Source organism: uncultured Salinicola sp., assembly GCF_937921195.1.
GTDB lineage: Bacteria > Pseudomonadota > Gammaproteobacteria > Pseudomonadales > Halomonadaceae > Salinicola.
In genome coordinates, this window is record NZ_CALFQK010000083.1 from 1 (window position 1) to 7,528 (window position 7,528).

General features: G+C 61.2%; 5 protein-coding genes. 2 read left to right on the forward strand and 3 right to left on the reverse strand.

The window, feature by feature from the left end; all coding sequences use genetic code 11:
* On the forward strand, window positions 1-581 hold a 581-nt coding region (locus Q0602_RS07335), incomplete at its 5' end, for a mechanosensitive ion channel domain-containing protein (RefSeq protein ID WP_298840970.1).
* 46 nt (window positions 582-627) lie between these two features.
* On the opposite strand, the gene Q0602_RS07340 is transcribed toward Q0602_RS07335, so the two are convergent.
* Together Q0602_RS07340 and Q0602_RS07345 are read right to left on the reverse strand one after the other, a co-directional pair.
* Window positions 628-1,089: a hypothetical protein gene (locus Q0602_RS07340; RefSeq protein WP_298840973.1), complete on the reverse strand. Its 462-nt coding sequence runs from the start codon at window positions 1,087-1,089 to the stop codon at window positions 628-630.
* Between the two features lie 327 nt (window positions 1,090-1,416).
* Window positions 1,417-5,397, reverse strand: a complete 3,981-nt coding sequence (locus Q0602_RS07345) for a DUF4190 domain-containing protein (protein WP_298840977.1) — start codon at window positions 5,395-5,397, stop codon at window positions 1,417-1,419.
* 414 nt (window positions 5,398-5,811) lie between these two features.
* Here Q0602_RS07345 and tmpT point away from each other — a divergent pair, with 414 nt between their 5' ends.
* A complete protein-coding gene (gene tmpT, locus Q0602_RS07350; protein ID WP_298840980.1) occupies window positions 5,812-6,465 on the forward strand; it encodes a thiopurine S-methyltransferase in 654 nt (217 codons plus the stop codon).
* A gap of 108 nt (window positions 6,466-6,573) precedes the next feature.
* On the opposite strand, the gene Q0602_RS07355 is transcribed toward tmpT, so the two are convergent.
* Window positions 6,574-7,528: aminotransferase class III-fold pyridoxal phosphate-dependent enzyme (locus Q0602_RS07355; protein ID WP_298840985.1), on the reverse strand; the 955-nt coding region annotated here is incomplete at its 5' end.

Here is a 7,528-nt window from a genome sequence, read left to right on the forward strand (position 1 = left end):
TGGCGGGGCAGGCCGTGCTGGGCAACATCCTGTCGTCGTTTCAGCTGTCGCTGGCCAAGCCGATACGGGTCGGTGACCTGGTGATGTTCGAAGGCCAGTGGGCCTATGTCGAGGGGATCTTCTACACGCATATCAGGCTGCGACTCTGGAACGAGCGGCGCCTGATCGTGCCGGTGACCTACTTCGCGTCCAAGGCTTTCGAAAACCTCTCCTCCAAGAGCACGAAGGAGTACCGCAGCCTCGTGCTGACGCTGCACCTCAGCGCCGATATCCCGATCCTGCGCGAGAAGTTCCTCGAGTTCGCCAAGGCGGAGGAGAACGTCATCGAGCACCACAAGCTGCTGTGCTGCGTGACCGACCAGACCGGCCCGGCGCAGACCGTGACCTGCTATCTGATGACGATCGACCCGCTATCGGGGTGGGCCGCCGAGGTGAGCGTCCGGGAGAAACTGCTGGCGTTCATCCGTGACGAGCATCCCGAGTGGTGGCCCAGGGACGTGGTCGTGATCAGCCATCGCGATATCGCCCGCGGGCACGCCTCGGGGGACGAGGGGAGCGATGAGGGAGGCGCCGCCCGATAGCGCGGGTTCGTCGCCTCGGCGCCCGGCCTGCCGTCAGGTCCCGGCGTTACCGGCATGCCTCCTCGCCATCGGTCCACAGCCAGTAGCCGGCCCCGAACAGCACGCCGACGATCAGGCCGGGCCCGGTGGCGGCACCCGCCAGCACGGCCAGGTTCCAGCCACCTGCGCCCATGGCCGCTGTCTCCACGCCATAGTGAGCGCAATCCTCGTTCACGCCAGCGTACTCGTGCAGTGAGTACTTGATGCCTTGTTTGACCCCGATGACTGCCAGCGCCGACAGGTACGGATCGCCGATGGGTGACAACAGCGGATTCGCTTCTTCGTAGCCGTGATCCAGGGCGTAGGCGGTGGTGGAAGCATCCAGCGCCGAGCCCAGTCCCGGGCCCCGGGTGTTCGCGCAGCCGGTGAGTGCCACGGCGGCCAGCGCGGCGGCCGTGAACAGGATCGAGCGGGTCGGTATCGAGCGTTTGATGGCGAAAATCCTCTGGTATCGGCCGCTGAGCGGCATGACGGTATGGGTAGTGCCGTCTCCATGGTCGATACGAGGAAGCGCTCACGCTCATCGAATAGATCTGGACGGCCGGATATCCAGTCATTGCTGCATCCGGCCCTCTCTATCGGCGTGGCAAAAATGAACTTTAATTAAGAAATTGCGTTTTGGTCTATATGTTTATAGGTGTCTGGCGGGGCTGACATTTTTCGGCCTATTTTTTGCGCCGTAAGGTCAGGAGAGAGGAGGCGACCGCTGCCAGAGCAGAGAGGGGCAGTTGCGGTCGAGACCGATGTCTCCCATCCGCCGGTCGGTCTCGGCGAATGGAAAACGGGCAGACAGGACTCAATCGACGTTCAGAAACGCCTTCAAGTCATCCAGATCGTTGTAGTCGTCGCTGCTGCCCAGTAGCTCATCGATCCTGGCCGCGAGCCGCTTGTCCAGGACGCCATCCGGATGGGTGATATCGTGAAGTTCGGTCAGATAGTCCACGAACTTATCGAACTCACCTTCGATCTTGCTATTGGCGTTGGGCGTCAGGACGTACCACTCTCCGGAGCGTTTGAAATAGATCTCGCCATCCGATCTCAGCCTGATGGAGGCGACGTCGACGGTATCGATATCCTTCTTGAACTCGCCGAAATCACCTGGCTTGCCCTTGTTGCCGAATATCTTGACCGTTCCCGGGTTCTGATCCCAGGCAGCGGGGGCGTCGGCGTCGAGATACTGCCTGATGGCGTCGGTATCGTTGTATCTGTCGGTCTTGGCGAAGACATCATTCATTTCATCGACGCGATCCTGGTCCAGCGTGCCATCGGGACTGGCGATGTCGTGAAGGTCCGTCAGGTAACGGATGATCTTTTCCCGCGTGCCCCGATCGGAGTCATCATCTCCTTCCGAGGTGTTGATGATCTGTTTCACACCGTCCTTGACGAAGATGACGCGTCCATCGTCCATCAGTTCGATCGAGCCGATGTCGACGCGGTCGATGTCTCTCTTGAAGTTGCCATAGTTTCCAGGGGATCCGCCATCACCGAAGACCGGTAGTCCGCTGGGATCGGTGCCGAGATCGAGTTCGTCGCGCAGGTCGTCGAGGTCGTTGTAGTCGTCAGAACCTCCCAACAGCTCGTCTATCTCGTCCGCCAGTTCCTGGTCCAGTTCGCCATCCGGGTGGACCATGGTGTAGAGGTTCTTCAGGTAATCGAAGATATCGTTGGCGTCGCTTTTCGACAGGCTTCCGCGGTTATCGGTATCGAGCTGCCACCGGACGCCATCCTTGATGAAGCTGATCTTGCTGCTATCGGTGGAGTCGATCTCGATGGAGTCGATCTCGACACGATCGATATCCTTCTGGAAGTCGTCGAACGTACCCGCCTTATGTTTTCCATCCTTGCCCAGCAGGAACGGCTGAGAATCGTCGAGCGCCCGTTTCAGGTCGTCGATATCGTTGTAACGGTCGGATTCGTCGTGAAGTCGGGTAATTCGATCGATGATTTTCTGATCGCGCTTCCCGTCGGGGTGGGTGATTTCATGAAGGTCGGTGAGGTATTCGATGATCTCCTTGCGGTCGCTCTCGTCGGCTTTTTCGCCAATCAGCGGATCGATGACCTGCTTGACCCCATCCTTGACGAAGATGACGCGGCCATCGTCGGCCAGCTCGATCGAGCCCACGTCGAGGCGATCGACGTCTCTCTTGAAGTTACCGGCCGTGCCGGGGTCCCCGTCGTCGCCGAAGCGAGGCAGGCCCGAAGGATCCGGCGTGCCTTCGCCGATGCCGGTGTCGTGGTCGTCGTCCCAGTCATCGAACCAGTCGTCGGAAATATTGTCGTGTTTTTCGACGTATTCGGTGAAGTCCTCGTACTGCTCCGGCCTGGCTTCCCACATGGGCTTGTCTTCGGGGTAGAGGTCGTCGTAGCGGCTGGAGCCGTGATAGTAGTTGTATTCGTAACGGGCGTGGAGCACGTAGTTGAGCTTGTCGCCCCAGTCGTCCTCGGTGACGCCGAGCCCGCCCCAGGTGCGGAAATCGTCCTTGACTTCCTCTTTCTTCTGATCCTGTTTCTGCTTGGCGATGACGCCGGTGACGATGGCGGCGATGGCGCCGAAGCCGACGCCGGCGATCCCCAGCACGCCCGAGGCCACACCCAGCGCCGAGGCCGTGGCCGGCCCCGCGATCATGCTGGCCAGTTGGGTGCCTGCCATGCCGGCGATGCCCACGCCACCGAGTAACTGCATCGAGGCCGCGGCGTATTCGCTGGGAAGGGCATCGGGGTTGTCGCGCAACCGGTCGATCGACATGGCGCCGAGAGCGATGTCCAGGATACCGCCGGCACCGTCGGCGATGCCGCCGACCGTCCCCATCACCGTACCCACGATCCTGAGCTTGCTGGAGGAGTCCATCTTGCTCGGATCGAGCCCAGTGTTGCTGATGCGGTCGTCGACCATGTTCATGGTGCGACGGCGTTCATCAGTATTCATGTTGTTGATATCGTCAGTTAGCTGTTGGCCACTGGTTTCCCCTGCATTGGCGATGCGCTCATTGGGCTCGCTCAACGCGTCCTCGAGGCGGATACCGTCGCCATCGGGCGTTACGAAATCTACGCCGTCGCCAATTTCATCGAGTGATTGTAAAACGCCCTCGGCCCAGTTCGGTGGAAAATCGAACTCTCCCAACTGCGGGGGCGTCGCGGAAATTGCCCGACGTTGGTTTTCCACGGAACCCAACCCATTATCCGCGGTATCTGGCACGGCGACGTCTTTTGTCGAATCCGGGAAGATTTCGGTGTAGGCCTGGCGGAGTTGATCGTTGTTCTCGAGACCGAGCCGTGTCGCCATGCCGGGCTTGTTGAGAGTGTCCTGGAACAGTTCATACGTCTTGGCGCTGGCCAGCGCCATGGCGGGAGAGGTGGCCACGGTGATCAGCAGCAGCCGCGCCGCCGCCAGGCGATCCTCCGTGGTCTCCCCCATGTTCTTGTTCAGGGTGTAGATCGCGGCGGTGGCGGTGAGGATGCCACCCATGCCGGGGAGCACGCCGTTCTTCATGCTGGCCTGAAGCAGCGCGGCCGCTCCGTTCCTGACCCTGGTGGGCAGGTCTGGACTACCGTCCTTGATAGCCTTGTGGATCTCTTTGGAAACCTCGCTGATGTCGAATTTGCCGTTCTCCTTGAAAGAGTCGAGAACCGCGTCGGAGGCGATCTTGACCGCCGCCTTGTAGCTGTCCAGCCCGCGCTTGACGTCGTCGGGCAGGTCGCCCTTGCCGTTCTTGAGATAGTTCTGGACGGCCCGGTCGGAAAAGCTGATGCCGAAGATGGAGGAAAACGTGCCCTGCAGCCCCATCTGTACCTGATCGTTGACGGCCGTCTCGAGGGCTTCGTCGGAATAGCTGCCCTCTTCGATGATGGTACCGATCTCGTCGATCAGCCCCTTGTCGAGTATCTGGCTGCGGACTTCGCTGGCCTTGTCGCTGTCCAGATAATCCAGCGTCTTGATGTCGTTGGCGAAGCGGGTCTTGGCGGCGTCGTCGCCCAAGCCTTCGAGCATCTCCAGATACTCGGGGCTCATCATGGTCTCGTGGACGCGATTGGTCAGGCCGGACTTGTCCTTGATCTTGTCGACGGCACCCTGCATCAGGTCGTCGACGCCGGAGACGACACTCTCGTTCTGGGAAACCTCGGCGAGCTTGCTGGCGATCTCCTCCTCGTCGAGCAGGCCATAGGTGCTCGCCTGGTCCATGATCACGGAATCCGACAGGGTCGGCTCGGTATCCCCCGGCCACGGGAACGCATCCTTCTGGGTCTGGTAGGGCAGGATGCCGTAGCCGTTGACCAGCGCGGACTTGGCCTGGAGCAACTCGTAGTACTGTCGGCGAGGGTCGTCGAGATCCAGATCGCCCCATTCTTCCTTCATGGTGTCGTTGAACAGCTCGCCGACCGTCTTGCCGTCCTCGGTCGTCTCGGCGTTCATGACGTCGGTCGCTTCGGACTCCTCGACCTTGACCTCGATATTGTTATCGGTCTGGCTGATCTCGGTGCCCGCCAGCTTGTTCTCCAGCACCGAGTACTTGAAGGGCGATAGATGCTCGGACACCGCGTATGTCTTTCCCTCGTATTCGAAGGTGATTGTGGTGGCGTCTTCGCGCTTGGGTTTCAGGTTGCTGACGGGCGGTAGTCCGTCGTTCTCTTCCACCACTCGCCAGCTCTTCTTTTCAGCGTTGGCTCTGAACGACTCGACACTCGAGTTTTCTTTATCGGACGTTTCGCCGTCGCTCGACTTGCGGGAGAGCGACTCTTCGACACTGCGAGGCGTGACGACAACTCCGGAAACGGACATGGCGTGGCTCCTGGTTATTTTCCCTGCCGACTCTCTGGTGGCCGGCTTTTCGGGCACGGCAGGGGGAAGCGGCAAGCGCGAAGACGCTCACGAGGCATTCGTTATATTACTGACCCCTAGAGGGTAAAATCAGAAGTCACCCGATAGATCTCCATTTGGGTTAAATTGAATGCGCGTCGCGTGTTTTTATAATGTTTATTGTTTCATTCGTGTTTAAATAAGAGATATCCTTCAACTTAAGTCGATGTCTTGGGCGATATCGATAGGGGCTTCAAATTTTGATGTTGGTAGATTGACGAATATCCGGGATTTGTCTGACTAGCGCGAACGGGTTTTCATAAAAACTTAAGTCGTGCTGTCAACGGGGATTCATATGGGTAAGCTCCCTGCTGGCCCGACATGAAGAGCATCAGCATGGAACACGACTTCTGGCAGACGCGATGGAAAAACGATCAACTCGGTTTCCACCTCTCCTTCGTCCACCCCATTCTCAAGCGCAACCTTTCGCGTTTCGGCCTCGCCGACGATGCGAGGGTCTTCCTGCCGCTGTGTGGCAAGACGCTGGATATCGGCTGGCTGCTGGAGGCAGGGTATCGGGTCGTCGGTGCGGAGCTGAGCGAGATCGCGGTGGGTCAGCTTTTCGAAGCACTGAAACTCGTCCCCGACATCTCGTCCTGGGAGGGTGGCCAATACTGGCAGTCCGGTAGATTGGCTATCTTCCAGGGTGACATCTTCCGCCTGAAAGCCGACGACCTGGGGCCGGTCGACCTGGTCTACGACCGCGCCGCGCTGGTGGCCTTGCCGCCGTCGATGCGTGGCACCTATGCCGCTCAGATCCTGGCGTTGACCCACGCGGCGCCGCAATTGCTGATCACCTTCGAGTACGATCCCGCCGAGAAGGCGGGGCCGCCGTTTCCGGTGCTGCCTGAGGAAGTGGCCGGCCACTACGCCGACAGCCATGCCATTGCCGAACTGTCGCGCAAGGACGTGCTCGAATCGTCGCTCAACTTCAAGGAGGCTGGCGTCTCCCGATTTATCGAAGTGGCGTGGCAGTTGATGCCGCGCTGACTGTCGTCGGGACGAGCGTGGGAGATCGAGGGGCCGGTGGCAGGCGGCTACTCGGCGACCCCTCGCCGTTCCAGCCCCGGTCGGGCCGACTAATCGCCCGGCGTCCTCTCAGCCCAGTGTACCCAGCGCCTCGTCGATGATCGCCAGCCCCCGTTCGGCCTCACCGGCGGTAACGATGCACGGCGGCACCACGTGGATGCGGTTGGCGACCACGAACGCCAGCAGGCCGCGCTCAAGCATCGCCTGCTTGAGCTTGCCGACCTTGGCCGCGGCCAGCGGTGTGCGGCTGTCCCGGTTCTCGACCAGTTCGATGGCGTGGAACACCCCCAGGCCGCGCACCTCGCCGACATGGGCATGGCGCTCGGCCAGGCGGGCGAGTCCGGGGGTGAGAACCGTCTCGCCGATCTGGCGGGCGTTGTCGACGATACCCTCTTCCTGCATCGTCTCCAGGGTGGCGCAGATTGCCGCCATGGCCAGCGGGTGGCCGGAGTAGGTCAGGCCGCCGTAGAACATCTCGTCGTCGAAGTGGTGGGCGATGCGCTGGTTGACGATCACCCCGCCGGCGGGCACATAGCCCGAATTGACCCCCTTGGCGAAGGTGATCAGGTCCGGCACCACGTCGAAGTGATCCAGCGCCAGCCAGGCGCCGGTACGGCCGAAGCCGGCCATCACTTCGTCGAAGATCAGCACCAGGCCGAACTCGTCGGCCAGCGCGCGCACTCCGGCCAGATAGCCCGGCGGCGGCACCAGTACGCCGGCAGTGCCCGGGATGGTCTCGAGCAGCAGCCCGGCGATGCTCGCCGGTCCCTCGCACTCGATAACCCGGCGCAGGTGGTGCAGCGCGCGCTGGCACTCCTCCTCCTCGTTGCCGGCCCAGAATTCGCTGCGATACAGCCAGGGGTTGAAGAAGTGCACGTGGCCGCGGGCGTACTCGTTGGGCACACGGCGGAAATCCCCGGTGGCGGCGATCGCCGAGCCGGTGCCGCCGTGATAGGAGCGGTAGGCCGACAGGATCTTGTCGCGGCCGGTGACCGCCCGCGCCATGCGGATGGCGTTCTCGTTG

Excerpts from the sequence above, each read along its gene's own strand:
- Q0602_RS07340 (WP_298840973.1), bottom strand. The coding sequence starts at position 1,089 with ATGCCGCTCAGCGGCCGATACCAGAGGATTTTCGCCATCAAACGCTCG.
- Q0602_RS07345 (WP_298840977.1), bottom strand. The coding sequence starts at position 5,397 with ATGTCCGTTTCCGGAGTTGTCGTCACGCCTCGCAGTGTCGAAGAGTCG.
- tmpT (WP_298840980.1), top strand. The coding sequence starts at position 5,812 with ATGGAACACGACTTCTGGCAGACGCGATGGAAAAACGATCAACTCGGT.